This is a genomic window from Streptomyces sp. NBC_01260, from assembly GCF_036226405.1.
Lineage (GTDB): Bacteria > Actinomycetota > Actinomycetes > Streptomycetales > Streptomycetaceae > Streptomyces > Streptomyces laculatispora.
This window is the reverse complement of the sequence record NZ_CP108464.1, coordinates 3406054-3428870: the sequence shown is the minus strand read 5'-3', so window position 1 is coordinate 3428870 and position 22817 is coordinate 3406054. Positions and strand designations below refer to the sequence as shown.

The 22817-nt window shown below is 70.6% G+C and carries 31 protein-coding genes; 22 read left to right on the top strand and 9 right to left on the bottom strand.

Features of this window, described 5'->3' with window-relative positions; genetic code table 11:
- Positions 1 to 65: 65 nt before the first annotated feature.
- Positions 66 to 236: a hydrophobic protein gene (locus OG322_RS15000; RefSeq protein ID WP_123460924.1), complete on the bottom strand. Its 171-nt coding sequence runs from the start codon at positions 234 to 236 to the stop codon at positions 66 to 68.
- 209 nt (positions 237 to 445) lie between these two features.
- On the opposite strand from OG322_RS15000, the gene OG322_RS14995 reads away from it, so the two are divergent.
- From OG322_RS14995 to OG322_RS14940, 12 genes are all read left to right on the top strand, one after another.
- Positions 446 to 619 (top strand): CsbD family protein, encoded by a 174-nt coding sequence (locus tag OG322_RS14995; protein ID WP_123460925.1) that lies wholly within the window; start codon positions 446 to 448, stop codon positions 617 to 619.
- A gap of 301 nt (positions 620 to 920) precedes the next feature.
- Positions 921 to 1241 carry a gas vesicle protein GvpO gene (locus OG322_RS14990; RefSeq protein WP_123460926.1) on the top strand — a complete coding sequence of 107 codons (321 nt, stop codon included), beginning with the start codon at positions 921 to 923 and terminating at the stop codon, positions 1239 to 1241.
- A 33-nt stretch (positions 1242 to 1274) separates the two neighbouring features.
- Positions 1275 to 1736 (top strand): gas vesicle structural protein GvpA, encoded by a 462-nt coding sequence (locus tag OG322_RS14985; protein WP_123460927.1) that lies wholly within the window; start codon positions 1275 to 1277, stop codon positions 1734 to 1736.
- A gap of 2 nt (positions 1737 to 1738) precedes the next feature.
- Entirely contained in the window at positions 1739 to 2488 is a 750-nt protein-coding gene (locus tag OG322_RS14980; protein ID WP_123460928.1) for a GvpL/GvpF family gas vesicle protein, read from the top strand.
- Between the two features lies 1 nt (position 2489).
- Complete coding sequence (locus OG322_RS14975) at positions 2490 to 2744, top strand: gas vesicle protein GvpG (RefSeq protein ID WP_123460929.1); 255 nt, start codon at positions 2490 to 2492, stop codon at positions 2742 to 2744.
- A 7-nt stretch (positions 2745 to 2751) separates the two neighbouring features.
- The gene (locus OG322_RS14970) at positions 2752 to 3672 is read left to right on the top strand and encodes a histone protein (protein WP_329306520.1); all 921 of its coding nucleotides are present in this window, start codon (positions 2752 to 2754) and stop codon (positions 3670 to 3672) included.
- 6 nt (positions 3673 to 3678) lie between these two features.
- Entirely contained in the window at positions 3679 to 4806 is a 1128-nt protein-coding gene (locus tag OG322_RS14965; protein ID WP_124284737.1) for an SRPBCC family protein, read from the top strand.
- Positions 4799 to 5137, top strand: coding sequence for a gas vesicle protein (locus OG322_RS14960; RefSeq protein ID WP_123460931.1), 339 nt, complete (start codon positions 4799 to 4801; stop codon positions 5135 to 5137). The genes OG322_RS14965 and OG322_RS14960 overlap by 8 nt, the downstream gene beginning before the upstream one ends.
- A gap of 21 nt (positions 5138 to 5158) precedes the next feature.
- Positions 5159 to 5977, top strand: coding sequence for a GvpL/GvpF family gas vesicle protein (locus tag OG322_RS14955; RefSeq protein ID WP_266411258.1), 819 nt, complete (start codon positions 5159 to 5161; stop codon positions 5975 to 5977).
- Positions 5978 to 5980: 3 nt separating this feature from the next.
- On the top strand, positions 5981 to 6208 hold the full coding sequence (locus OG322_RS14950; RefSeq protein WP_123460933.1) for a gas vesicle protein: 228 nt from the start codon (positions 5981 to 5983) through the stop codon (positions 6206 to 6208).
- The gene (locus OG322_RS14945) at positions 6205 to 6483 is read left to right on the top strand and encodes a gas vesicle protein K (RefSeq protein WP_123460934.1); all 279 of its coding nucleotides are present in this window, start codon (positions 6205 to 6207) and stop codon (positions 6481 to 6483) included. The genes OG322_RS14950 and OG322_RS14945 overlap by 4 nt, the downstream gene beginning before the upstream one ends.
- Positions 6484 to 6619: 136 nt before the next feature.
- Complete coding sequence (locus OG322_RS14940) at positions 6620 to 7075, top strand: Asp23/Gls24 family envelope stress response protein (protein WP_266411256.1); 456 nt, start codon at positions 6620 to 6622, stop codon at positions 7073 to 7075.
- 73 nt (positions 7076 to 7148) lie between these two features.
- On the opposite strand, the gene OG322_RS14935 is transcribed toward OG322_RS14940, so the two are convergent.
- Complete coding sequence (locus OG322_RS14935) at positions 7149 to 8141, bottom strand: GlxA family transcriptional regulator (RefSeq protein ID WP_266411254.1); 993 nt, start codon at positions 8139 to 8141, stop codon at positions 7149 to 7151.
- Between the two features lie 141 nt (positions 8142 to 8282).
- Between OG322_RS14935 and OG322_RS14930 the strand changes: the two genes are divergently transcribed.
- Both OG322_RS14930 and OG322_RS14925 read left to right on the top strand, forming a co-directional pair.
- Positions 8283 to 9506 carry an MFS transporter gene (locus OG322_RS14930; protein WP_443066546.1) on the top strand — a complete coding sequence of 408 codons (1224 nt, stop codon included), beginning with the start codon at positions 8283 to 8285 and terminating at the stop codon, positions 9504 to 9506.
- A 38-nt stretch (positions 9507 to 9544) separates the two neighbouring features.
- The gene (locus OG322_RS14925) at positions 9545 to 9970 is read left to right on the top strand and encodes a ribosomal maturation YjgA family protein (RefSeq protein WP_123460938.1); all 426 of its coding nucleotides are present in this window, start codon (positions 9545 to 9547) and stop codon (positions 9968 to 9970) included.
- Here OG322_RS14925 and OG322_RS14920 read toward each other — a convergent pair.
- Positions 9927 to 10247 (bottom strand): hypothetical protein, encoded by a 321-nt coding sequence (locus tag OG322_RS14920; protein WP_241200104.1) that lies wholly within the window; start codon positions 10245 to 10247, stop codon positions 9927 to 9929. The genes OG322_RS14925 and OG322_RS14920 overlap by 44 nt on opposite strands.
- A gap of 222 nt (positions 10248 to 10469) precedes the next feature.
- On the opposite strand from OG322_RS14920, the gene OG322_RS14915 reads away from it, so the two are divergent.
- Positions 10470 to 11786: an MFS transporter gene (locus OG322_RS14915; protein WP_398911167.1), complete on the top strand. Its 1317-nt coding sequence runs from the start codon at positions 10470 to 10472 to the stop codon at positions 11784 to 11786.
- A gap of 36 nt (positions 11787 to 11822) precedes the next feature.
- Here the strand turns inward: OG322_RS14915 and OG322_RS14910 are convergent, their stop codons facing one another.
- Complete coding sequence (locus tag OG322_RS14910) at positions 11823 to 12452, bottom strand: flavin reductase family protein (protein WP_123462328.1); 630 nt, start codon at positions 12450 to 12452, stop codon at positions 11823 to 11825.
- 264 nt (positions 12453 to 12716) lie between these two features.
- On the opposite strand from OG322_RS14910, the gene OG322_RS14905 reads away from it, so the two are divergent.
- Positions 12717 to 13538 carry an SDR family NAD(P)-dependent oxidoreductase gene (locus OG322_RS14905; RefSeq protein WP_123460940.1) on the top strand — a complete coding sequence of 274 codons (822 nt, stop codon included), beginning with the start codon at positions 12717 to 12719 and terminating at the stop codon, positions 13536 to 13538.
- An 87-nt stretch (positions 13539 to 13625) separates the two neighbouring features.
- Here OG322_RS14905 and OG322_RS14900 read toward each other — a convergent pair whose 3' ends face one another.
- The 3 genes from OG322_RS14900 to OG322_RS14890 all read right to left on the bottom strand — a co-directional run bounded on the left by OG322_RS14900 (position 13626) and on the right by OG322_RS14890 (position 18196).
- Positions 13626 to 14465 (bottom strand): enoyl-CoA hydratase/isomerase family protein, encoded by an 840-nt coding sequence (locus tag OG322_RS14900; protein WP_123460941.1) that lies wholly within the window; start codon positions 14463 to 14465, stop codon positions 13626 to 13628.
- An 88-nt stretch (positions 14466 to 14553) separates the two neighbouring features.
- Complete coding sequence (locus OG322_RS14895) at positions 14554 to 16782, bottom strand: acetate--CoA ligase family protein (RefSeq protein WP_329306519.1); 2229 nt, start codon at positions 16780 to 16782, stop codon at positions 14554 to 14556.
- 226 nt (positions 16783 to 17008) lie between these two features.
- Complete coding sequence (locus tag OG322_RS14890) at positions 17009 to 18196, bottom strand: flavin-containing monooxygenase (protein WP_123460943.1); 1188 nt, start codon at positions 18194 to 18196, stop codon at positions 17009 to 17011.
- 148 nt (positions 18197 to 18344) lie between these two features.
- Here OG322_RS14890 and OG322_RS14885 point away from each other — a divergent pair, with 148 nt between their 5' ends.
- The 3 genes from OG322_RS14885 to OG322_RS14875 all read left to right on the top strand — a co-directional run bounded on the left by OG322_RS14885 (position 18345) and on the right by OG322_RS14875 (position 20130).
- Positions 18345 to 18797 carry a DoxX family protein gene (locus tag OG322_RS14885; protein WP_123460944.1) on the top strand — a complete coding sequence of 151 codons (453 nt, stop codon included), beginning with the start codon at positions 18345 to 18347 and terminating at the stop codon, positions 18795 to 18797.
- Entirely contained in the window at positions 18794 to 19258 is a 465-nt protein-coding gene (locus OG322_RS14880) for a Zn-ribbon domain-containing OB-fold protein (protein WP_185095357.1), read from the top strand. Before OG322_RS14885 ends, OG322_RS14880 begins: the two co-directional genes overlap by 4 nt.
- Before the next feature lie 89 nt (positions 19259 to 19347).
- Positions 19348 to 20130: a thioesterase family protein gene (locus OG322_RS14875; RefSeq protein WP_123460945.1), complete on the top strand. Its 783-nt coding sequence runs from the start codon at positions 19348 to 19350 to the stop codon at positions 20128 to 20130.
- A gap of 18 nt (positions 20131 to 20148) precedes the next feature.
- Here OG322_RS14875 and OG322_RS14870 read toward each other — a convergent pair whose 3' ends face one another.
- Positions 20149 to 20739 (bottom strand): DUF1707 SHOCT-like domain-containing protein, encoded by a 591-nt coding sequence (locus OG322_RS14870; protein ID WP_123460946.1) that lies wholly within the window; start codon positions 20737 to 20739, stop codon positions 20149 to 20151.
- Between the two features lie 54 nt (positions 20740 to 20793).
- The gene (locus OG322_RS14865) at positions 20794 to 21198 is read right to left on the bottom strand and encodes a hypothetical protein (RefSeq protein ID WP_123460947.1); all 405 of its coding nucleotides are present in this window, start codon (positions 21196 to 21198) and stop codon (positions 20794 to 20796) included.
- 123 nt (positions 21199 to 21321) lie between these two features.
- On the opposite strand from OG322_RS14865, the gene OG322_RS14860 reads away from it, so the two are divergent.
- The 3 genes from OG322_RS14860 to OG322_RS14850 are packed head-to-tail and all read left to right on the top strand — an operon-like array spanning position 21322 to position 22808.
- Positions 21322 to 22098: a helix-turn-helix domain-containing protein gene (locus OG322_RS14860; protein WP_123462331.1), complete on the top strand. Its 777-nt coding sequence runs from the start codon at positions 21322 to 21324 to the stop codon at positions 22096 to 22098.
- A complete protein-coding gene (locus tag OG322_RS14855) occupies positions 22095 to 22346 on the top strand; it encodes a DUF397 domain-containing protein (RefSeq protein ID WP_123460948.1) in 252 nt (83 codons plus the stop codon). Before OG322_RS14860 ends, OG322_RS14855 begins: the two co-directional genes overlap by 4 nt.
- A gap of 3 nt (positions 22347 to 22349) precedes the next feature.
- Positions 22350 to 22808, top strand: coding sequence for a GNAT family N-acetyltransferase (locus OG322_RS14850; RefSeq protein WP_260146759.1), 459 nt, complete (start codon positions 22350 to 22352; stop codon positions 22806 to 22808).
- The last annotated feature ends 9 nt before the right edge of the window (positions 22809 to 22817 follow it).

Here is a 22817-nt window from a genome sequence, read left to right as displayed (position 1 = left end):
GCGGGCGGGGTCCCGACGTCGTAGTCACGTCGGGACCCCGCCCATATCAATCTGCTGAACGCTGTCTACCAGCGGTACCAGCGGCCACGCTTGCCGCCGCCCGCCGCAGGGCGGATGACGAAGCCCAGCAGCCATACGATCAGCACGATGGCGGCGATCCACCAAAGGATCTTGAGTGCGAAACCCGCGCCGAAAAGGATCAGGGCGAGCAGAAGAACGAGAAGAACAGGAACCATTGTTATCAACCTCCGAGCCAACGACTTCCCCGGTCCGGACCGTTCACTCCTGCCGATCCTATGCGCGGGTTCCGCCACCCTGCTGTGTGGATTACGCCACCCTGCGTCACGATAATTTCCGTGAGGCAACAGTCGGGGGTTTGAGTGGCAGGGGTTCTGGCCAGACGTGGGATGTCGCGTTCATCGAATACGGAAGGATGTGAGTCGTTGTGGCTGCGGATGAGAAGGCTCAGGCCAAGGGCGAACAGGTCGAGGGCAAGGTCAAGAAGGTCGTCGGAGGCGCTGTCGGCAACGAGTCCATGAAGGCCGAGGGGCGCGCCGACGAAACCAAGGGTGACCTGCGCCAGGCCAAGGAGAAGGCCAAGGACGCCATCAAGGAGTAACACCGCTTCCACTCCGCGCCGATCCCGGCAGTCGCATCCTGGCTGCCGGGATCGATGCTGTCCACAACTCGGGAGCGTGTACCGGGAGCTTTACCCGGGCTGCGTCCGCCGGTCCCGGATTCCAGGGGGCTCATATGCGAAACGCATTGACTCCCCGGGTGCGGGGCGGGTGGACGTGGGCTGTTCCGCGGAAGAGTGCCGAAGCGCCGCGAGGCCTCTCCGGCACCCCGGTGCGGAGCCCCGCGAGCACTGATGGCATCGCTCAAGATGCGTGACTGGCCGGAGTCGCCAGACTGGCCTTATGGCAGAAGAACGTCGCACACGCGCCGCGAAAGCAAAGACGGCGACCGCCCGCCGCGCGGCACCCGCGCGAGGCCCGGAACATGCGGCGAAGGCTGCCTGTCGGAGCCTGGAGGGGCTCATCGGTCACCCCGCAGAGGGTGTGTCCGCAGTCAGACATTCCGACGACGGCTGGTGCGTGGTCGTGGACGTCCTGGAAGTGCCCCGGATCCCGGACACCACAAGCCTCCTCGCCTCGTACGAGGTGCAGCTCGACCGGGCCGGCGAACTCCTGGAATACCAGCGGGTCCGCCGGTACCGGCGGGGTTCCGCCGACGAATGATCGTGTTCGCTCCCCCTGCTGGAAGGACATTCCATGAGTGCGACCACTTACTCCGACGAGGTAGTGGCCTGCCCGCCGCGCGCCGGCACGCTGTACGACGTACTGGAATTGATTCTTGACCGCGGCATGGTGATCGACGTATTCATCCGGGTGTCGCTCGTCGGCATCGAGATCCTGAAGATCGACGCGCGCATCGTCGTCGCGAGCGTGGACACGTACCTCCGGTTCGCCGAGGCCTGCAACAGGCTCGACCTCGAACGCGATTCCGGCAGCACCACCGTCCCCGAGCTGCTCAGTGGCGGTGTGGCCAAGTCCGTCGGCAAGCGCAAGGTTCGTAAAGCCGCCGAGACCATGGGTGACACCGTGCGCAAGGCGGTGGGTGGCGGCGACGACAAGTCCGACGACGAGGACGAGGACGAGCAGCACGAACGCCCGAAGAAGCGGCGAGCGCCTGCCCGCAGCAGCCAGAGCCGGCGCCGGCGCGTGGCGGCATGACCATGGCAGCCGACGGGGTCTACGTCTACGCCGTCATGCGCGCGGGCACGGCGCTCCCGAAGGGCATCGGCGGTGTGGGGTCCCCTCCCGCCGTCCTGCGGACCATCACCACGGGCGGGCTCGACGCGGTTGTCAGCGATGCGGCGCCCGGATTGCGCGCGCGACGCCGCGACCTGCTGGCGCACCAGGAACTCCTGATGCGCCTGGCGGACGAGGGGCCGGTGCTGCCCATGCGCTTCGGCATGGTCGCCCCGGACGAAGAGACCGTCCTGCATCAACTGGCCGGCGCCGAAGCCGACCACACCGCCACCCTGGAGCAGTTGTCCGGCCGCTTCGAGATCAACGTCAAAGCGCTTCCGGCGCAGAACGCGCTGGCCGCTCTCGTCGCCGAGGACAAGACCGTACGGCGGCTGCGCGAGGCGGTGCGAAGGCGCCCCGGCTACGAGGCCAGTCTCCGGCTGGGTGAAGCCGTCGCCGCAGCGCTCGCCCGCAGGGCGACAGCGGCCGGCCAGCGCGTTCTGCGGGAACTCACCCCCGGCTCCCGTGCCGTCGCGGCAGGACCTGAGGTTCCGGGCTGCGTGCTCAACGTGTCCTTCCTCGTCGAACGCGGCGCCAGTGAAGCCTTCCTGGCGAACGCCCGGCACTTCGCGGACGCCCACCGGGACCACGTGGAGCTCCGCCTGGCCGGTCCGCTGCCCTGCTACAGCTTCGTCGGGCCCGAGGCCCGTTCCGTGCTCGTGGGCGGGGTGTGACATGGGGCTGATCACCGGCTTGCTCACGCTTCCCATCGCGCCTGTGCGCGGCGTGGTCTGGGTGGCGGAGAAGCTCAACGACGCCGCTGAGCGGGAGCTGCACGACCCAGCCGTACTGCGAACCCAACTGGCCCTTCTCAACCAGGAATACGAGACCGGCGACATCACCCTGGAGGAATTCGAACGGCAAGAGGAACGGTTGCTTGACCGGCTGCACGCCGCACGGGTCGGCCCGGCACGGATGGATCAGAGGTGACGTGCTCATGGATGACCAGGCCAAGGTGACCCTGGCCGCCGCAGTAGTGGGCGGCTATGTGCTGGGTCGGACGAAGAAGGGGCGGCTTGCCCTGACCGTGGCGACGTACCTGGCCGGCAGACGGTTCGGCCTGGAACCCCGTCAGCTCGCCGCGGAGGGCATGCGCCGGCTGGGAGAGGTTCCCCAGTTCGCGGAACTGCAGAATCAGCTCAGGGGCGAGGTCCTCGACGCGGGGCGCAAGGCGATGACCGCGGCGGCCAACCGCGGCGTGAGCTCGCTGGCCGATGCGATCAGCGACCGCACGGCCCGTCTCATCGAACCTCGGAAGGACGAGGGCGAAGAGGACGAGTACGAGGACGAGTACGAGGACGAGTACGACGAGGCTCCGGACGGCGAGGGCGCGGAGTACGAGGACGAAGAAGAGTACGAGCCCGAAGGCGAAGAGGAGGAAGACGAGGAAGAGGAGGAAGAGGAGCCCGAGGAGGGCGAAGACGAGGAAGAGGGTGAGGAGGAAGAGGAAGAGGAAGAGGAAGAGGAAGAGGAGGAAGAGGAGCCCGAGGAAGAGCCGGAGAAGCCGCAGCCGAGGCATCGGCCCTCCCGGCGGGCCCCGTCCCGGTCGGCCAGGAGTGGTGCTGACAAGGACTCCGGGGCGAAGAAGAGCGCGGCGAAGAAGAGCGCGGCGAAGAAGGCGGCTCCCGCGAAGAAGACCGCAGCGAAGAAGTCCGCCCCGGCCAAGAAGGCCCCGGCCAAGAAGACCGCTGCGAAGAAGACGGCCGCCAAGAAGACCGCGGCGAAGAAGGCACCCCCGGCCAAGAAGACCGCGGCCAAGAAGACCGCTGCGAAGAAGACGGCGGCGAAGAAGACGGCCGCGAAGAAGACATCGCCGGGCAAGCGCACCGCATCCAAGCGTTCAAGCGGCCGGAGGTAGCGCGTCATGGCCAAGACGGAGAACAAGGAGCCCGAGGCAGACGAGGGCGAGGAAGAAGAGACGGGAATGGGCAGGCTCCGTGGCGAGCTGTCCAACTTCCTCAGCGCCCAGGTGGACAAGCTCTCCGAGAAGGCGGGCGAGAAGCTGACCGATGTCACGGGCCGGCTGACCGACGTCGCCGAGAACGGCGGAGAACTTCCCGCGATGGGTTCGCGCATCCTCAAGGGCGATTCGCCGGTGAAGGCGTTCGTCTCGGAGAAGGCGAAGGGTGTCAAGGACAACGTCGTGGACAAGGCCAAGGAGGCCTTCGGCGGAGGAAAGGGCAAGCGCAAGCCGAGTGGCAGCAAGGTCATGAACATCATCGAGGTGCTCGATGTGGGCGTGCCCCTGCGTACGGCTTACGACTACTGGACTCAGTACGACCAGTTCAGCAGCTTCGCCAAGGGCGTGCGTGACGTCTCGATGGGCGATGAGATGACCAGCGACTGGAAGGTCAAGGTCGGGCCCTCCTCGCGCAGCTTCAAGGCGACCGTTCAGGAACAGGTGCCCGACGAACGGATCGTCTGGACGTCCGAGGGGGCGAAGGGCACCACGCGCGGCGCCGTGAGCTTCCACGAACTGGCCCCGAGCCTCACCCGCATCGTCCTGGTCGTCGAGTACTACCCGTCCGGGTTCTTCGAGAAGACGGGCAACCTCTGGCGCGCTCAGGGGCGCCGTATGCGACTGGACTTCAAGCACTTCCAGCGCTACGTCACCCTCACCGAGGAGGAGCCCGAGGGGTGGCGCGGCGAGATCCGCGACGGAGAGGTCGTGGTGACCCACGAGGACGCCATGGAAGAGGAGGAGAACCAGAACGAGGACGAGGACGGCTATGAGGACGAGGACGAGGACGAGGAGGGCGGCGAGGAGGGGGACGACGAGGACGAGGACTACGAGGACGAGGACTACGACGACGACGAGGAACCGGTAGACGACGACGAGGACGAGGAGGAGGAAGAACCGGAGGAGGAAGAGGAAGAGGAAGAAGAAGAGCAGGAAGAACCGGAGGAGGAGGAAGAAGAAGAGGAAGCCGCGCCTCCCCGGAAGCGGGCTGCCCGCGGCAAACGGCCATCGCGAAAGGCTCGTCGTGACTGATCTCGACTTCAGGCAGGGTGGCTACCCTGCCTCCGGGCCGCAGACCACGAATCTCGCCGACATCCTTGAGCGCGTCCTCGACAAGGGCATCGTGATCGCCGGAGACATCAAGATCGACCTCCTCGACATCGAGTTGCTCACGATCAGACTGCGCCTCTTCGTGGCTTCTGTTGATACCGCGAAGAAGGCCGGCATCGACTGGTGGGAGACCGATCCGGCGCTCAGCTCCCACGCGGCACGGAACGCCCTGGAGGACGAGAACCGTGAACTGCGCGCACGCCTGGACGCGCTTGAGTCCAAGTCCGAAGACATGTCCGCGTCCGAGAAGTGATCCGAGGGAGAACAGAGGCACATGACGGAGCGCAGCCCCCGGGCTTCGGATGCGAATGCCATGTACGTGTACGCGGTCTGCCGGACCGAGGACCGGCTGCCTCTTGACGGAGTGCCCGGAGTCACGCGCGAGACACCCGTACGTCCTCTGTCGTTCGGAGCCCTGACGGCGATCGTGCAGACCGTTCGAGCGGCTGAGTTCACGGACGAGGCCTGGCAGGAACGTCTGGCGGACGAGCCGGAACTCGAACGGTACGCCCGCGCCCACCACGAGGTCGTGTCGGCGGTGGCCGCCCACGCGCCGACCGTTCCCCTGCCCCTGGCCACGCTGTACCACGGGGAGGACAGCGCCAGGCTCGCGCTGACCAAGGAGTCGGCCCGCTTTCACACCGCGCTGAAGCGCATCGCGCGGCATGCCGAATGGGGAGTGAAGGTGTACGCGGCCCACGTCCCCCAGAAGCGCGACAGCAGCCCGGCGGAGGAGCCGAAGGCAGCCGCGGGCCCGTCCCGTCCGGCTCCGGGAGCGGGCCGGGCCTACCTCGACCGCAAGAGGAACCTGCAGGCCCGGCGCGAGCAGCGCCAGGAGGACTCGCTGCGCGTCGCCGAAGCTGTGGACGCGGACATGAACCGCGTCGCCACCGCCTCCCGGCGGCTCCGGACGCACGGCCCGGCGGCAGCCGGGGACGACCACCGCGTCCAGGTCCTCAACGCCACCTACCTGGTGGCCGAGCACCGGGCGGCGGAACTGGCCCTGCTCGCGGAGGCCCTGCGCGAACGGACCGGTGCGCAGATCGAGCTGTCCGGCCCCTGGGTCCCCTACTCCTTCGTCGGCGAGGTGTGAGCCGTGGCGCGCGACATCGTTCCGTGGGACAACCCCGGCCCTCTCTGCGGCCCCATCGGCGTACCGCTGGTCGACCTCCTGGACCGTGTCCTGGCGACCGGGGTGGTCGTCAGCGGGGATCTGGTCATCGCGATCGCCGATGTCCCGCTGGTACGGGTGTCGTTGCACGCCCTGCTGTCGTCGGTCAATGAACGCGTGCCCGCCCCCTGGGCGGACGGAGGGCCGTTGTGACGACTTCACGCGTCGACCTGGACTCGGAGAAGATGGGGCGCGACCTCGTCACCCTGGTCCTCACCGTGGTCGAGCTACTGCGTCAGCTGATGGAGCGCCAGGCGATTCGCCGCATCGAGCAGGGGGACCTCAGCGACGAGCAGACGGACGAGATCGGCACCACGCTCATGCTGCTCGACCAGCGCATGACAGAGCTGTGCGAGCAGCACGGTGTGCGTCCGGAGGACCTCAACCTCGACCTGGGCCCGCTCGGCACGCTGTTGCCCCGGGACTGACGGAGATCCGCCGACCGTCAGCCGAATGGCGGACAGCGGGGTTCCGGAGCACAGTGGAATGAGGGGCACAGGGCAGCGGAATTCGTCCGCCGTCCCCGATCTGCCCCCTCACGTAGGAACTCTGTGTGAGGCACTCATGGCGACGAACGACACTCTCGGCGGTACCGCACTGGGAACGGGAAATTCAGACGGGGGAACCCGTGGGACGACCACCATCGCAGACACCGTGGTCTCGACGATCGCGGGTATAGCCGTACGTGAGACCGACGGCATCCACTCCGTGGGCCGGGGCGCCTCGCGAGCGCTGGGGGCGGTCAAGGACAAGGTGTCCCGCTCCAACGATCCCGGCCGCGGGGTCAAGGTGGAGGTGGGTGAGAAGCAGGCAGCCGTCGACGTCGACATCGTCGTGGAGTACGGCATCCCCATCCTGGAGGCCGCGAAGAACATCCGCACTCACGTGACGGACGCGGTCGAGACGATGACGGGCCTGGAAGTCGTCGAGATCAACATCAACGTGCTGGACGTCCATGTCCCGGGATCCGACGACGACGACGAATCGGACAGCGGACAGAAGAAGCCCCGCGTCCAGTGACGCGCCGAAGGGCCGACGGCGATCGTCGGCCCTTCGAACCTGCACGTTCTGGCCGGATCCAGGGGGGACGTCGCTAGCAGCGGTCTCCCACCGTCGCGCGGAACGTCCGGCGGTACATCGTCGGTGACACCCCCAGCGCCGCCTGGAGATGCTGCCGCAGTGAGGTGGGCGTGCCGAAGCCGGCGTCGCGGGCGACCTGGTCGATCGACAGGTCGGTGGACTCCAGCAGCTGACGCGCTCGTTCCACCCGCTGCTGGGTCAGCCACTGGACGGGGCTGATCCCGACCTCCTCACGGAACCGGCGGGTGAACGTCCGTACGCTCATCGACTCCTGTTGCGCCATGTCGCGCAGCAGGATCGGCCGTTCCAGCCGTCCGAGCGCCCAGGCCCGTGCGGCTGTCGTGCCGGCGATCTGGGCATCGGGGACCGGGCGCTGGATGTACTGCGCCTGGCCGCCGTCGCGGTGCGGCGGTACGACGGTGCGCCGGGCGACGTCGTTGGCGACGGCGGTGCCGTGGTCGCGGCGCACGATGTGCAGGCAGAGGTCGATCCCGGCGGCGACCCCGGCGGAGGTCAGGACGTCCCCGTCGTCGATGAACAGGACGTCGGGGTCGACCCGGACCGCCGGGAACAGCTTCTGGAAGTGGTCGGCGGAGGACCAGTGGGTGGTGGCGGGGCGGCCGTCGAGGTATCCGGCTGCGGCGAGGACGTAGCCACCGGTGCAGATGGAGACCATCCGGGTGCCGGGCCTGATGTAGGTGAACGCGGCCGCGAGTTCGTCGGTCAGCCGTCCCTCGGTGTAGACGGGGCCGAGTTCGTAGCTGGCGGGGATCACCACCGTGTCGGCGGTGGCGAGGGCCTCCGGACCGTGTTCGACGGTGATCGTGAAGTCCGCGTCGGTGCGGACCCGGCCGGGCGGGCGGATCGAACAGGTCACGACTTCGTAGAGTTTGCGGCCCCGGTTGAGCGGCTCGGATCCGAGTGAACGGCCGAATATCCTTTGGGGGATGCCCAGTTCGAAGGGCAGCAGCCCATCGAGGGCGAGGACGACGACTCGGTGTGGCACGGCGGACTCCCTTCACCACTAGCTGGTATAGACCATAAGCTGATACATGTCATCGGTGTGAAGGAAAAGTCAGCAGACCGTGCATGCATTCCCGCCGTGGACAGCGAGAGCGCTTTGCGCGATTCGCCCACCTTGCTCCCGTTGTCCCCCCTGCCGTCCCTGCCCCTCGGGCCCGACCGGCTCTGGACCCGCAACTTCCGGCTCTTCTTCGTCGCCCGCACCGCGGCGCTCTTCGGCGACGGGATGATCCCGGTGGCGCTCACCGCGGGCCTGCTGGGGGCGGGGCGCCCGCACTCCTCGGTGGGGTACGCGCTGGCGGCCTGGATGGGGCCGCTGGCGCTGTTCGTGCTCTTCGGCGGCGTGCTGGCGGACCGGTTCACCCCGCGCCGGATGATGATCATCGCCGACGCGCTGCGGCTGATCGGCGCCTCGGCGCTCGCGGTCTCCTTCGCGGTCGGCAACCCGCCGCTGTGGGCGGTGTACTCGCTGAGCGCGGTGGCCGGCGTGGGGGCGGCGCTCTTCCAGCCGGGGGTCGCCTCGACCGTGCCGCGGGTGGCCAGGGACGTGCAGCGCGGCAATGCGGTGCTCCGCGTCTCCGAGGCGCTGATGACCATGGCGGGTCCGGCGTTCGCGGGCGTGCTCGTCGGGCTGGCGAGCGCCGGCGCGGTCTACGCGGCGAACGCCTCGACGTTCCTGGTCTCCGGCATCTGCCTCTTCCTGCTGCGGCTGGCCCCGGCACCGTCGGACGAGGCGGTGCGCGGCACGTTCGTCGCCGAACTGGTCGATGGGTGGCACGAGTTCCGGGCGCGCAGCTGGCTGTGGGGGGTGATCGCGATCTGGACGGTGTACGGCTTCAGCGTGCTCGGTCCGATGCTTCCGCTGACCGCCGTCGAGGTCACCGAGGCGCACGGCTCGGGGACGTACGGCGCGATGATGGCGGTGAACGGCGCGGGCAGTGTCGTCGGCGGCCTGCTCGCCCTGCGGCTGCGGCCGCGCCGCCCGCTGGCGGCGGGCGCCGTGGCGCTGACCGGGGTGTGCGTGAACCTGTTGGTGCTGGGGCTCGGGCTGCCCGTGTTCGCGCTGGGCGCCGGTCAGTTCATCGCGGGCTCGGCGTTCGCGTTCTGGCTGGTGATGTGGTCGACGACCGTCCAGACACACGTGCCGCCGGAGGCGCTGAACCGGCTGCACGCGTATGACGTGGCCGGATCGCTGCTGATGCTGGCGGCGGGCCGGGCACTGGCGGGACCGGTCGCGGACCGGGTGGGCGCACCGGAGGTGCTGCTGGCCGGTGCGGTGATCAATATGCTGGCGGTGGGCGTGCTGCTGGCGGCCCGGCCGATCCGCCGACTGGAGCGGATCGGGTGAGGGCACGGGGTGCGGGAACGGCGGCGGGGGCGGACCGGGTGAAGGTACGGGGTGCGCACGGCGCGACGGGAGCACGGGCCGTGGCGGCGGGGGCGGCCGTGGTGACGGTCGCGGCCGGGCTCGGCGTCCGTACCGTCGCGGACGGCGCTCTCGCCAAGTACGCCGGGGACGCGCTCTACACGGTCCTGGTCTGTGCCCTCGTCGCGCTGTGCGCACCCCGCGCCCGGCCGTTCACCGTGGCCGGCACGGGGCTGGTGCTCAGCTGGGCGGTCGAACTGCTCCAGCTGACCGGGGTGCCCGCGGAGCTGTCCCGGCACAGCGCGGTGGCGCGGCTGGTGCTGGGCTCGACGTTCAACGCACCCGATCTGCTCTGGTACGCGGTGGGCGCGGCGGCGGCCTGGGGTGTGCACACCGCGGCGGTCACTTCCCGCGCGCCCGGTCCTCGGACTTGTGCGTCTCGATGACCTGGAGGATGTGCGCGCTCGTCTGCCGGCGCACACTGCCACCGACGAGCAGCGCCGACCCGAGCACGGACAGCGGCGCGGACACGGCCAGGATGGTGAGCTGCTCGGGCCGGGCGGTGATCAGTTCGCAGTTCGAGACGGTGCGGTAGCAGTACGCGTCGGCCTGGCCGGCCGGCAGGAAGGCCAGCCACACCCACAGCGCGCAGGCGACGAGCAGCAGCGCGACGCCCCCTGCATCGGCGCGGACCGGTGGTGGAAATTCTGGCGTGCGACCCACTGCATGAGGCCCCCGGGAACGTGGATGGTGCGGCCCGGTGCGTACGCGTATCCGGGCCGCCCGGAGTCCGAGAGCGCACGCGCGGCGTGAACCGGTGCCGGGTGCGGGGCGGTTGGCCCGATTCTCGGTGCGATTCCCGTCCCGGCGTCTGGCCCGATTCCTGCGAACAGTGTCCCTCCGGCCACTCGTGAGGAGGGCCACCGGGACCGGATGCTGGGTGACGTGACCCAGACAACCGAAAGTCCCGCCCGGGATGCCCGTCGGCGGACCTCCCCCGAGGCGCGGCACCGGCCGCGTATCCACCGTGCGTGGATCGTCGCCGTCGTCACCTTCGTGACGATCATCGGAGGCGCGGCCTTCAACTCCCTTCCCGGGCTGTTCATCGACCCCCTGAACACGGAGTTCGGCTGGTCGCGCGGAGAGATCGGTCTCGCGGTCTCCATCGACATGGCGCTGTACGGGCTCACCGCGCCGTTCGCCGCGGCGCTGATGGACCGGTTCGGCATCCGCCGGGTCGTGGTCGTCGCCCTCAGCGCGGTCGCCGCCGGGGCGCTGGCCAGCGTCTGGATGACGGCCGCCTGGCAGCTGATGATCTATTGGGGGCTGCTCGTCGGCCTCGGCACCGGCTCGATGGCGATGGCCTTCTCCGCGACGGTCACCAACCGCTGGTTCGTCGCCCGGCGGGGCCTGGTCACCGGCATCCTCACCGCGGCCGGTGCCTCGGGTCAGCTGGTCTTCCTCCCGCTCTGCGCCTGGATCGTCGACCGGCACGGCTGGCGCCCGGCCTCGGTGACCGTCGCGCTGGCGGCCCTGGCCGTCGTCCCGTTCGTCTGGCTCCTGATGCGCGACCACCCGGCCGACGTGGGCCTGGCCCCGTACGGCGGGGAGTACGTGGAGAAGCCCGCGCCCGCGCGGGGTGCGGCGAGCCGGACCGTACGCGTGCTGCTCGACGCCGCCCGCACCGGACCGTTCTGGCTGCTGGCCGGCACCTTCGCGATCTGCGGCGCCTCGACCAACGGCCTGATCCGCACCCACTTCGTGCCCTCGGCGCACGACCACCACATGCCCATCACCGCCGCGGCCTCACTGCTGGCCGTCATCGGGATCTTCGACGTCATCGGCACGATCTTCTCGGGCTGGCTCACCGACCGCTTCGACGCCCGCCGGCTGCTGGCCGTCTACTACGCGCTGCGCGGGATCTCGCTGCTGTTCCTGCCGATGCTGCTGCAACCCACCGTGGAGCCGCCGATGGTCTTCTTCATCGTGTTCTACGGCCTGGACTGGGTCGCCACGGTCCCGCCGACCCTGGCCCTGTGCCGGGAGCAGTACGGCGAGGACAGCGCGATCGTGTTCGGCTGGGTCCTGGCCTCCCACCAGGTGGGCGCGGCGCTGGTGGCGTTCCTCGGCGGCGTGGCGCGCGACTGCTTCGGCTCGTACGACGTGGTCTGGTACGCGGCGGGCGCGCTGTGCGCGATGGCGGCGCTGATGGCGCTGGTCATCCAGCGGGTCCGGGAGCCGTCGGACTCCGTCCTGCGGTGAGCGCGGTGTGATCCGGAGGAAGGGCCCGGCCGCGGCCTACCGGCTGAAGCGCCCGAACGCCCCTTGGTGGAACAGCAGCGGACCGCCCCCGGTCCCGTCCCCGTCCGTCGCCGCTCCCAGCGCCTCCACCCGGCCGACCACGATCAGATGGTCGCCGCCGGTGTGGACGGCCTGGATGCGGCAGTCGACCCAGGCGGGCACGGAGTCCAGCAGCGGCGACCCGGTCGCGGGGGCGGGGGTGTGGGCCACCCCGGCGAACTTGTCGGCCCCGCTGACCGCGAAGGACCGGCACAGCGAGCCCTGTTCCGCCCCCAGGATGTTGACGCAGAAGGCCCCGGCGCGGGCGATGCGCGGCCAGGTCGTCGACGTACGGGCGACCATGAACGTGACCAGGGGCGGGTCCAGCGAGAGCGAGGCGAACGACTGGCAGGCGAAGCCGGCCGGACCGGCCGGGCCGTCGGTGTCGTCCGGGTCGTGCGCGGTGACGATGGTGACCCCGCTGGCGAAGTGCCCGAGCACCCGGCGGAATTCGCTTGGATCGACGGGCAGCCGCTCGTCGTCGGCGACGGCCCGCAGGGCCGGGCGCGGCAGTGGATCGACCGGCGCCGGAGCGGCGGCCGTCGCGGCGCCGACGGACCTGAGGTAGCGGACGGCGGTTGCGGCCATGCCTGCGTGTCCCATCACCCTTCGATTAGAGCTGACGACACGTCAGATGGGAAGGGTGCCGGGGCATGCTTCGGGCTGTCCGGCCCGTACCGCGGGGCGGCGCCGCGAACTCGGTGGCGAGGGGCGGAGGGGTTCGTTACCCTCTAGCGAGACGGGTCGTCTCGTCTCGTCGCGTCGGCCGTGCACCGGCAGGCGCTGGGAGCGGAGAGCTGAGGGTCGAGCGTCGCGCACCGCGACGTTCAACCGGACGAAGGAGTGGGAATCGTGCCGAGTACCAGGACCTGGTTCATCACCGGGGCCTCCCGCGGTCTGGGCCGCGCTTTCGCCGAGGCCGCCCTCGACGCCGGGGACCGGGTCGTCGCGGCCGCCCGCGACGTCGATCCGCTCGCCGGCCTGGCGGAGAAGTACCCGCAGGCCCTCCTGCCGCTGACCCTCGACGTCTCCGACCGCGGGGCCGTGTTCGAGGCGGTGGACCGGGCGGCGGCGGCGTTCGACGGCCTCGACATCGTGGTCAACAACGCGGGCGGAATGCTGTACGGGATGGTGGAGGAGGCCACGGAGAAGCAGATCCGGGACCACCTCGACGTCAACTTCTTCGGCGCTGTCTGGGTGTCCCAGGCCGTGCTGCCCCACCTGCGGGCGCGGGGCTCCGGACGCCTGCTCCAGGTCACGTCGATGGGCTCCGGTGGCGGCATGGCCACCGTCGGGTTCTACGGGGCCGGGAAGGCGGCACTCGACTCGGTCAGCGAGGCGCTGGCGATGGAGGTCGAGCAGTTTGGGGTCAAGGTCACCATCGTGCAGATGGGCGGCTACTCCACGGGCCTGTTCACGGCGGGCACCACGCAGACGGCGCCCGACCCCGCCTACGCCGAACTGCGCGCCCGGATGGAGGAGATGTGGGGCGACGAGGCCGGCCCGGAGGCGAGCACGGCGGCCCCCGCCGTCATGAAGCTGGTCGCCCTGCCGGACCCGCCGCAGCGCCTCATCCTCGGTGACAAGTCGTTCGACTACGTACGGGAGATGGACCGGGCCCGCGCGGAGCAGTACCGGGCCTCGGAGTCGCTCAGCCGGATGGCCCCGGGGTGAGCCCGCGCTGTCGGCCGTGACCGGGGCGGGACGTGCCGATGCGTCGTGACCGGCGAGTCCCGCCCCGGTCACGGCCGCGAAGACGCCTCAGATTCCCCGGTACTTCGGCGCCCGCCGCTCCACGAAGCTCGCCACGCCCTCGTTGGCGTCCTGCGTCGTCATGTTGATCTCCTGGGCCATGGCCTCGGCGGCGAACGCCGTGGCCCGGTCGGAGTCCAGCGAGGCGTTGACCAACTGCTTGGTGAGGGCGATCGAACGGGTGGGCCCCTCGGCCAGCCGCTGGGCCCACGCCCGCGCCGTCGCCGCCAGTTCCTCGTCCGGAACGGTCCGGTTGACGAGCCCCAGGCGCTCCGCGTCCCGGGCCGGGAGCGAGTCACCGAAGAACATCAGCTCCTTGGCGCGCTGCGGCCCGACCAGCCGGGGCAGCAGGTAGGCGCCACCGCCGTCCGGCACGAGGCCGCGGCGCACGAACACCTCGATGAACTTCGCCGACTCGGCGGCCAGCACCAGGTCGCAGGCGAACGCGAGATGGGCGCCGATACCCGCCGCGGTGCCGTTGACGGCCGCGATGACGGGCTTCTCGCAGTCCAGGACAGCGGCGATCAGTCGCTGCGCGCCGAGCCGGATCGTCCGGGCGACATCGCCCGGCACCCGGTCGCCGGCCACCGGGGCGCCCCGCAGGTCGGCGCCCGCGCAGAAGCCGCGGCCGGTGGCGGTCAGGACGACGGCCCGGACCCCGGGGTCGGCGGAGGCCTCGGCGAGCAGCGCGATGACGCGTTCGCGCTGGTCCCAGGTGACGGCGTTCATCGCCTCGGGGCGGTTGAGGGTGATCCACGAGACGCCGTTGTCAGTGGCGTGGAGTATCAATGACTCAGGCGATCCGGACGGGTCGCGGTGGTCGGTGGTGTCTTCGGGGGAGGACGGCATGAGGCAGCTCCTGGGCAGGTGGCGGGACCGATGGCGGGGTGGACGGGCCGGGCCGCCCGAGAGGGCGGGGGCCCGCGGCGGGGGCCGGTCAGCGGCAGACGGCGAGCGCGTCCAGTGCCACCGCGCCCTGTCCGCGGCCCAGCACCATCAGCGGGTTGATGTCGAGTTCGCAGAGGTCGTCGCCCAGTTCCAGCGCCATCCGCTGCACCCGCAGCACCACTTCGACGAGCGCGTCCACGTCCACCGGCGGACCGCCGCGCACCCCTTCCAGCAGGGCCCGGCCGCGCAGCTCGCCGAGCATCGCCCGCGCCTGGTCCTCGCCGAACGGCGGCACCCGCACCGCCGCATCGTGCAGCACCTCGACCAGTACGCCACCGAGCCCGACGGTCACGGTCGGGCCGAACAGGGCGTCCTGCGTGACGCCGACCATCATCTCGACGCCCCGCTCGACCATCTGGCACACCAGGATGCCGTCCAGCTCGATGTCCTCGTAGCGCGCGATGTCGGTCAGTTCGCGATAGGCGTCCCGCACCTGGCTGGCGGAGGTGAGGCCGACCTTGACCAGGCCCAGTTCGGTCTTGTGGGCCAGCCGCGCGCCGGACGCCTTCATGACGACGGGGTAGCCGACCAGCCCCGCCGCCCGGACGGCCGCCGCGGCGCTGGTCACCAACTGTTCGCGGGGCACCCGGATTCCGTACGCCCGCAGCAGCTGCTTCGCCGCGTGCTCGCTCAGCTGGTGGCCCGGACGCATCAGTGCCTGCGCCTTGCGGAACGAGGGCGACGGGGTGCGCGGCGCCTCGTCGAAGGGCGAGCGGTAGGAGGCGGCGAACCGGTGGTGGTCCAGATAGGCCTTCACCGCGGTGATGCAGTTGCCGAACGTACGGAAGGTGGCGACGCGGGACGAACCGAGCAGCGTCGTGCGGTAGGCGTCCTCCGTACCGACCGGCGAACCCCACACCACGCACACCAGCTTGTCCGTGGCCTCCGCGGCGTCCACCAGATCCTGCGCGAGCTTGTCGCTCATCGGGGGGAAGGGGCCGGTGATCGGACAGATCAGCACCCCGACCCCGGGGTCCGCGAGAATCGCGTCGATGATCTTCCGGCCGCGCCAGTCACCGACCGGGTGCCCGCCGTTGTCGACCGGGTTGGCCACGTTCAGGTAGCCGGGTATCCAGGTGTGCAGCTCGGCCTGCTTCTCCTCGGGCAGGACCGGGATCTCCAGGCCCGCCGCGGTCGCCAGGTCCGAGAAGTGCGCGCCCGTGCCGCCCGAGATCGAATACACCACGACCCCGTCGGCCAGCGGTTTGCGCGCCCGCGCCAGGAGGGCCGCGGTGTCCTGGAGTTCGTCGAGGCCGTCCACCCGGATGACGCCGAACTGCCGCATCGCCGCGTCGACGACCTGGTCGGCGCCGGTCAGCTTGCCGGTGTGTGACGCGGCCATCCTGGCCCCCGTCTCCGTACGCCCGACCTTGACCGCCACCACCGGGACCCCGGCCCGTGCGGCCCGGTCGGCGGCGAGCAGGAAGGAGCGCCCGTCCTTGAGCCCCTCCACGTAGCAGGCGATGGCCCCGACCTCGGGGCGCTGGGAGAAGTACGCGATGAAGTCGGAGGTCTCCAGATCCGCCTCGTTGCCGGTGGGGGCCCAGTGCGAGAGCCGCACGCCCAGCTCCTGAAGGGTGTAGACGGGGCGCCCCTGGTGGCCGGACTGGGTGATCAGTGCGATCGCCGGGCCCTCCAGGTCGTCCCGGAACTCCTCGAAGGCGTTGAGGTTGGTGTTCGGCCCGAGCAGCCGCAGCCCCGACCGCTCCACCGCGGCGGCCAGCCGGGCCTGCGCGGCGGCGCCCTCCGCCCCGGTCTCCGCGAATCCGGAGGCGAAGGCGACGGCGAACCTCACCTTGGCGTGCGCGAGTTCCTCGATCACCGGGAGCGGGTCGCCGACCAGCAGCACCGCCAGGTCCACCTGTTCCGGCAGCTCGGCCACGGAAGGAGAACATGGCCGTCCGAAGACGGACTCCCGCGTGGGGTGCACGGGATACAGCCGCGCCCCGACCCGCTCGGCCCAGGCGATCAGCTGCCGGGTGATCCCGGTGTTGGGCCGGCCATCGGTGTCGGAGGCGCCGATGACGGCCACGGACTCCGGCCGGAAGAACCGGTCCAGATCCGGTACGGCCGCGTGCAGCGGACGGCCGCTGACATCGAGATCGCCTTCCGCGGCGTCGGCCGTCATGCTGTGGACAGCGGCGTGCGGCTCCTCGCCGCAGGCCACCACCCTGGCGCGGAAGTCGGTGGTGAGGGTGCCGTGAGTCGATCCAAGCATCGTTCCGCCCACTCCTGCTCGAAGGTCCTCGGCCCTCGTGCTGCCCGGCCGGCGTCATGACCTGACGCGGTGTCAGGTTACTGAACTGACGGCCCGTCAGGAATGGGTGTGCAGGCAAAGCCTGAGAGTGGCGGTTTTGGGCCGGGTCGCCGCAGCCCCCGCCGGGGCGTCCGACGGGGGCTGCGGGTGGGTGCGGCGGGTGGGGTCGCGGGTGGGCGGTGGCGGGTCAGCGGGTGCGGGCCAGCTTCTTGGCGATCTTCTCCGCGTCCCGGGCCAGTTCGCGGAGCATGCCGCTGATCGGGTTGGTGAACCCGGTGAAGTACAGCCCGGGTGCCTGCCTCGGCGTGCGGCCGCCGTGCACCACCGGCCGGCCCCGGGCGTCCAGTACGCCGAGGTGGCCGACCAGCCCCTCCAGGGAGCGCAGATAGCCGGTCGCGGCGATGACCGCGTCCGGGGTGATCCGGGTGCCGTCCGCCAGTACCACCGCGTCCTCGTCGAACGACTCGACGGCCGCCACCGGCACCACCCGGCCGCCCTTCACCGCGTTGACCAGCCCCACGTCCTGGACCGGAATGGCGCCGTCCTTGACCCGTGAGTACAGGCCGGTGTCCGGGCGGGGCAGTCCGTGTTCGGCGAGGTCGGGCATGGAGACGCGGGTCAGCAGCCCCCCGGCCCGGTCCACGAGGGCGACCGGCAGCCGGCGCACCAGGATGCCGGTGCCCTGGGCGGGCCAGCCCGCCGTGGAGCGGCGCAGGATGTGCGGGACGGTGCGCACCGCGAGCCGCACCCGTGAGGCGCCGCCCTCCACCAGGTCGACGGCGATCTCCGCCCCCGTGTTGCCGACGCCCACGACGAGGACGTCCTTGCCCGCGTAGGGGGCCGGGTTGCGGTAGTCGGCGGCGTGTACGAGTCCGCCGGTGAAGGTGTCGCGCCCGGACCAGTCGGGGATGCGCGGGGTGTGGTTGAAGCCGGTGGCCACGACCACGGCCCGGCCGGTCAGTTCACGGCCGCCGGTCGCGGTCAGCCGCCACCCGGTGCCGTCCGGCGCCCGGTCGATGCGGGACACCTCGACGCCCGTCACCACTTCCAGCTCGTGGTGCTCGGCGTACTTCTCCAGGTAGCGCACCACGTTGTCGCGGGACACCCAGCGGCCGAACCGGCGGGGCATGGCCAGCCCCGGGAGGGCGGACCAGCGCCGGGTGGTGTGCAGGTGCAGCCGGTCGTAGTGGCCCCGCCAGGACGCGCCGACGTCCGCGGACTTCTCCAGCACGACGGCCCGTTGGCCCTGTGCGCGCAGGGCCGCCGCGACTGCGAGACCGCCCGGACCGCCGCCGATGACGTAGACGGGGCGGCCCTCGGTGAGGTCCGTGGGGGCCGGAATGGGGCTACCGGGGGTGGATGTGCTGTCGGGCATGGTTTGGAGCGTAATCGCGCGCCCTCTTGATGGGTCTCGGTCAAGACCGGAATCGATTGCGAATTGATCACGGGTGCGCACCCCTTGCGCAGCCCGCCGCCATCAGGTGAACTGACGTACCGTCAGATTACGTGAACGGGAGGGCCCCATGCGGACGATCTGGCTCGACGGAGCCGAGTGGCTCGCCGTGCTCCGGATAGGCCTCGGCCTGTGGTGGCTGGAGAGCTGGCGGCACAAGGACAAGAAGGGCTGGTTCGAGCGCGGCACCGGCATCGCCTGGGCCGCGGACGTCGCCGGGAAGCACCGCTGGCCGGTGGTGCGCGGCGGCTTCGAGAAGATCGTCGCACCGCGCCCGAAGGCGATGGCGTACATCGTCGTCTACGCGGAACTCGCCCTGGGGCTCGGCCTGGTGACCGGACTCCTGACCCCGGTCGCCCTGATCGCGGGACTCCTGCTCAACCTGCTCTACCTGGTGCTGATGATCCACGACTGGGCCGAGCAGGGGCAGAACGCGATGATGGCGCTGATCTCCCTCGTCGCACTGTTCGCGATGTCCTGGCAGACCTGGTCCCTCGACCACGCGATCGGACTCTTCCTGTGACGGCGACCCCACCGGCCCCCCGGACGTCCACCGCGCCGGCCCCCCGGACGTCCACCGCGCCGGCCCCCCGGTACGACCTGCCGGAGCCGGACGCGTCCACCCGCCCCTACTGGGACGCCGCCGCCGAGGGCCACCTGCTGCTGCGCCGCTGCCGGGGCTGCGACCGGGCGCACCACTACCCGCGCGAGTTCTGCCCGCACTGCTGGAGCGAGGACGTCGCCTGGGAGCGGGCGAGCGGCCGGGCCACGCTCTACACCTGGTCCGTCGTCCACCGCAACGACCTGCCGCCGTTCGGCACCCGCGTGCCGTACGTCGCGGCCGTCGTCGACCTGGCCGAGGGGCCGCGGATGATGACGGAGGTCGTGGAGTGCGAGGAGTCCGCGCTCGCCATCGGCATGGAGCTCCGGGTGACGTTCCGGGAGGAGGAGGGGCGCGAGGCGGTGGCGGTGTTCCGGCCGTAGGGCGCTGCGGGGGACCCGGGCGCCGGCCGGCGACCGTGCGGTGTCAGGCTGAGGTTCCCTGATCCGCACGGCCGCGAGGTACGCACCCGATGAACACCGGCAGCTACTACGAGCGCATCGACGCACACCGCTACAAGCCCACCGCCCACGCGAGCGGTGCGTGGAGCACGGACGAAGTGCACTTCAGCCCGCTCGGCGGCCTCGTCGTCCACGCCATCGACCGGCACCTGGCCGACCGGCCGGGAACCGGCCTGCTGCTGTCCCGGATCAGCTTCGACATCCTGGGCCGGCTCGCCCTCGACGAGTGCGAGATCCGGGTCGAGACCATCCGCCCCGGCCGCACCATCGAACTGGTCGAAGCCGTCGCCCTCATCGCCGACCGACCCGTCGTACGTGCCAGGGCCTGGTGCCTCGCCTCCGGCGACACCGACGCCGTCGCCGGGGGTGCCGCCGACCGGCTCACGGCCCCCGAGGCACTCGCGCCCTGGGCCATGGCCGACGTCTGGCCCGGCGGCTACATCGCGTCCATCGACGTCCGCCCGCTCGCGCCGCCCCGGCCGGGCCGTACGACGGCCTGGATCTCCACGCCCCTCGACCTCGTCGCGGGTGAGCCCGTCAGCACGCTCGCGTCCTACATCGCGCTCGTCGACACGGCCAACGGCATCGCCGTACGCCAGCAGCCCGGCGCCTGGACGTTCCCCAACGTCGACCTGACCATCCACCTGCACCGGCAGCCCGAAGGCCGCTGGACCGGGCTCGACACCACGGTCGTCTTCGGTCCGACGGGCCAGGGCATCACCAGCACCGTCCTGCACGACATCAACGGACCCGTCGGCCAGGCCCAGCAGATCCTCACCGTCCGGCCCTCGTAGTACCGGTCCGGCCGCCGCTCAGCGCGCCTGGTCCTTGCGCTGCCTGCGGCGCTCCAGGAGGTTGGGGTGGCGGATGAGCACGCCGCCCATGCCGCACGTGCCCGTGAGCCGGATCAGCGGCGCGCCCGGCAGCCGCTGGCCGGAGGTCTTGTCCTTGAGGCCGCCGAGCGAGGGGTCCAGCCCGTCGGTGTCCGCCTGCCAGCCGACCGGGATCACGATCCGCACCCCGGCCATCTGCGCGTCCACCTCCACCTCGATCTCACGCAGCCGGCACTCCGCCCGCGTGAAGTCGAGACGTACGCCGCCCATACCGCCCTTCGCGTGAATCCGCGGCGGCACCTTCCAGCGGCCGGTCCGCTCCGCGCCGTGGATGCCGCCCCGCAGGGTCAGCGGTTCACCCGAGTCGAACACGGCCGGCCCGAGGTCATCGGTGAGCGGCGCCAGTTCGCCGCGCGTCTTGGCCACGAGCGCCTGCCCCAGCCGGGTATCCAGCTCGTCGAGGTCGATCCGGCCCTCGGCCGCCGCCTCCCGCAGCTGGTCCACCACCGCTTCGCGGTCGGCGTCGGAGGCACGCATACGGCCGGCGGATCGCGAGGGCTCTGCAGTCATGAACCTGATGATACGGACGCCCCCGCACCCGGCGGCAGCTCTCGGCCCGGCCGGTCACTCCTCGGGTACGAGTTGCGCCGACACCACTCCGTACAGCAACTCCGCGTCCACGAAGTCCCCTTCCTCCGGCGCCCCGCACCGCCAGCTCAGCGGATACGTGTTGCCGTCCGGCGCGGGAATCCCCACGTACTGGTCGCGGGCGGTCGGGCCGAAGCACTTCGCGCCGGGCGGCCAGTCGAAGCCCCGGCTCGCACCGGGCGCCAGCAGGAAGTACGTCCACCGCGCCCCCGCGATCTCCCGCACGACGGGCCCCGGATCGCCGTCGGTGAGGGTGGCCAGATGGTGCAGCACCGCCTCGCCCCGTACGCCGCGCAGCCGGATCGCGTCGAAGTGGATGCCGGACAGGTGGAGTTGGAGCCCCGAGGCGGGTACCCATTCGGGGAGTTTCTCGCTCGTCATGGCTACGAGCATTCCGCCGGTTGCGTAGCGTGACCAGGAGGACACGGTCCACATCAACGTGATGTGGGAAGGGTGGTGGTGGCTGTGGGGACGGGCAATGAGCCGTCGCAGGTGCGGAGGCTCGTGGGGGACCTGATTCGCATCCATCGGGTGCGCGCGGGGCTGACGCAGAAGGACGCGTCGGAGAAGCTGTTGGTGTCGGAATCCCTGCTGGGGGCGTACGAGCGGGCGGAGCGCATTCCCTCGCTGGAGTTCCTGCGCGATGCGGACAAGGTGTTCGACGCGGGCGGGGCGTTGAAGGCGTGTGCCGAGTTGGTGGATGGGGAGAAGTACCCGCCTAAGTTCCTGGACTGGGCCAAGTTGGAGCGGGCCGCGCGGGTCATCAGTGCGTACGAGACGATGCTGATCCCTGGCCTGCTCCAGACGGAGGAGTACGTGTACGCGCTCTTCCGTTCGCGCGTCCCGGCGTACTCCGAGGCGGAGATCGTCCGTCTCGTCGAAGCGAGGCTGGAACGACAGGCCGTGCTGGGGCGCACATCCCCGCCACGCATCGGGTACGTCATCGAGGAATCGGTCCTGGACCGGACGCTCGGCGGGCCCGAGGTACTGAAAGAGCAACTGCGGCATCTGCTCGACTGCACGAAGCGGTTCAACCACTTGACGGTGCAGGTGATGCCGTCGGCTCAGCACACGCACGCGGGGTTGATGGGGCCTATGCAGTTGATGTCCACGGCTGAAGGCCGCACTCTGGTGTACGTAGAGGCGCATGGCGACGATAGGTTGATCTCGAAGCCGGATCGGGTGAGCGATCAGTTCGACCTTTTCGGCATCCTGCGGGCTCAGGCACTCAATCCTTGGATGTCCGCGGAGATCATCGAGACGAAGGTGGGGCAACTGTGAACCACGGACCCGGACTGACCTGGTTCAAGTCCAGCTACAGCGGCAATGAGGGCGGCGAATGCATCGAAGTCGCCTACGCCTGGCACAAGTCCAGCTACAGCGGCAACGAGGGCGCGGCCTGCGTAGAGGTCGCCACCTGCCCGCACACCGTCCACGTCCGCGACTCCAAGGTCACCGACGGGCCGACCTTCGCGGTCGCCCCCGCCGCCTGGACCGCGTTCCTGGGGCACGCGGCCGGCAACGGCTGACCGGTGCGCCTCGCGGATGGGTTCGCCGTGCGCCGCGCGAGTGGGTCGGATGCGGACGCGCTGGTCCGGATCGACTCGGTCGCGGCGGAAGGCGACGAGGGGCGGTGCACGAACATCGGACGGTGGTGCGGGCAGGGCCTCGCGATCATGGCCGAGGACGCGTCCGGGCCCCTGGGGTACTGCGTGGTGGAGTACACGTTCTTCGAGCAGGGCTTCGTCACGATGCTGATGGTGGCGCCCGCCGCCCGTGGCCGGGGTGTGGGCGGGCGGCTGCTGGCGGAGGCTGCGGCTTCGTGCGTCACCCCGAAGCTGTTCACCTCGACGAACGTCTCCAACCAGCCGATGCAGCGGCTGCTTCAGCGAGCGGGATGGGCGCCGGCCGGTCTGCTCCACGGCCTGGACGAGGGCGACCCGGAAATGTTCTACCTCGGTCCGCAGGATACGGCCGCTGTTCGCCCATGACGTGGACCC